Raw genomic sequence first — 2,532 nt, 5'->3', positions numbered from 1 at the left:
CCAGCAACGGCAGCGTCCAGAAAGTGGAGAACAACCGCTTTGCCCGTGCCGATTTGGAACGCCGCCTGCTGATGATCGACGATGACATGGACATGAACGCCCTGCCCAAGACCAACTATATCAAGACCATCGTGACCGCCGAGGCCAAGTTGGACTTGGAGCGCAAAGGTGTCCAGAGCTACCAGCGGGACATCTACGCCCGGTTCCTCTGCTTCGGCAACGGTGCGCTGACCTCACTGTACGACCATTCGGACGGTTTCTTTCGCCGCCAGCTTATCCTGACCACTAAGGACAAGCCTGCCGACCGCACGGATGACCCCTTCCTTGTGGAGAAGATGTGCGCCGAGTTGGAGGGCATCCTGCTCTGGTGTCTGGAAGGGCTGCACCGGCTGGTGCAGAACGATTTCCGTTTCACGGTCAGCGAACGAGCCGCTGCCAACGTGGACACCATCAAGCGTAGCAGCAACAATGTCATCGACTTCATGGAGTCCGAGGGCTACTTCCGCTTCAAGGCGGACTACTCCATCAGCTCCAAGGAGTTCTACGACATTTATAAGCAGTGGTGCGAGGACAACGCCTGCCACAGCGTATCGGCGATCCGTTTCAGCGCCGAACTGCGCCAGAACGACCGCCGCTATAACCTTGAAGCCACCAACAACATCTATCTGCCCGGTGGCCGCAGGGTGCGGGGTTTCGTGGGCATTGAGCCGCTTGTCCACCCCTGTCCGTAAAAAGTGCATTTTTTTACGGAAGAAGTTCGTACAACCTGTACGGTCTGTACTTGTACGCACCTGTACGGCGAATCGAAGCAAATTAAAACGTGTTATCGTTTTTATTTTAGATTTCCGTACGCCGTACAGACCGTACGGGTTATTTGAAGTCCGTACGCAATTTTTTCAGATGCGTACGGAGCAATCAAGTTCGCATTGTGCGAACTTGTCGGGGCGAGGCCCCTCCATCTTGCTGGCGCAAGACCGTTCGGTCACTTAAAAGCCCCACTGGGGCTTTCATTGCTTCGCAAACGTGAACTTGATTAACTCTCCCGCAGGAGACGTTCCCCCTCGGAGAGTCCTCGAAGAGCCCACTACACTTTGCAGCCCATGGGGATGAAAGTGTTATAGTGGGTTATTACACTTCCGAAGAAGTGCATCTTCGTTCCCCATCACCTCTCGATAAACCTTGAAAGGAGGGATGCCCTTTGGCAAGAAATGATGGCATTGACCGCACCAGTGTTCGAAATCTCGCCGTTTCGGACAAGGCCGTTGGTAACACTCAGCAGCACAACGAGCGCGAAAAGGACAGCTACCGGAACCCCGACATCATCCCCCAGCGCACTGCATGGAACATCCACTTCAAAAAGCCAACCGCCAGCTACACCGACCTGTTCTCCCAACTGGAAACCGCTGGCACGATTTCAACGCGCGGCTTGAAGCCGGATGCCACCCATTACTGCGAGCTTGTCTTTGATGTCAACTCGGCCTACTTTGACAACCACGGCGGCTACGAGTTCGCCAAGCAGTTCTATGCAGATGCCTACAAAGCTGCTATCCAAATCGTAGGCGGTGAACAGTATATCCTCTCGGCTGTCATGCATGCCGATGAGATCAACCGTGCCATGACCGAAGCATTAGGCCGTGAAGTCTACCACTATCATCTCCATGTGGTCTATGTGCCTGTGGTGGAAAAGCAGATCCTCTGGTCGAAACGCTGCAAGGACAAGGCACTGGTCGGCACAGTCAAGGAGACTGTCATGCAGGTCAGCCGGAGCAAGAAGTGGGCATCCAAGCCCCTGCTGGACGATGCCGGAAAGCCTGTCCTGCAAAAGAACGGCAAGCCAGTCTTGAAGAAGTCGTACAGTGTCCTGCAAGACGATTTCTTCAACTATATGCGCAATGCCGGGTACACGGATGTAGAGCGCGGTGAGCGTGGCAGCACCGAAGAACACCTGACCGTCACCCAGTTCAAAGTCCAGCGAGAGCAGGAACGGCTGGACGCCCTGACCGCCCAAGCCGACCAAAAGGCGCAGTCGCTTGCCAAAACCAGTCAGACCCTCTCCAAAAAGGAGAAGGAACTTGCCGCTGTGCAGAAAAAGACCACGCTCACGAAAGAAGCCCTCATTCATGCGCGTGATCTGGATTATATCGGCAAGCGCACCTTCCTCGGCAACTACTCGCTGACCGAAGAAGAATTTTCCAAGCTGAAAAAGCAAGCCGACCACGGCTATATGATGGACGTGGAGAACCGCCGCTTGAAAGAAGAACTTTCCACCGCCAAGAAGGAGGCCGTTCGTTGGAGCAACAAGTACCACGACCTGTGGTACGACGTGAAACCCTATCTGGATGCTCTCCACCGTGCGCCCGAACTGGTGCGTGGCTTTCTGGAAAAGATTCTTGCCCCCAAGCAGGAGCACACCATGAATGTGCCGCAGCAAAACCGTAAGCGTGGGCAAGATATGGAACTTTGATTTTCGGAGGATACCATTTGAACAAAAAGAAGAAGTCGAACAAATCCGGCTACCCGGATGAAGCAATC

2 protein-coding genes are annotated in these 2,532 nt (G+C 54.3%); both read left to right on the top strand.

The window, feature by feature from the left end:
- Positions 1–731, top strand: a 731-nt coding sequence (locus DWY76_RS13695) for a DUF5906 domain-containing protein (protein ID WP_243112066.1), incomplete at its 5' end; no start/stop codon positions are given.
- A gap of 467 nt (positions 732–1,198) precedes the next feature.
- Positions 1,199–2,464, top strand: a complete 1,266-nt coding sequence (locus DWY76_RS13690) for a plasmid recombination protein (RefSeq protein ID WP_120081604.1) — start codon at positions 1,199–1,201, stop codon at positions 2,462–2,464.
- Positions 2,465–2,532: the final 68 nt, after the last annotated feature.

Origin of the sequence: Faecalibacterium sp. AF27-11BH (assembly GCF_003603005.1) — a bacterium.
Taxonomy (GTDB): domain Bacteria; phylum Bacillota; class Clostridia; order Oscillospirales; family Ruminococcaceae; genus Faecalibacterium; species Faecalibacterium taiwanense.
Note: the sequence above shows the minus strand (reverse complement) of the source record. Positions and strands in the feature narration are given on the sequence as shown.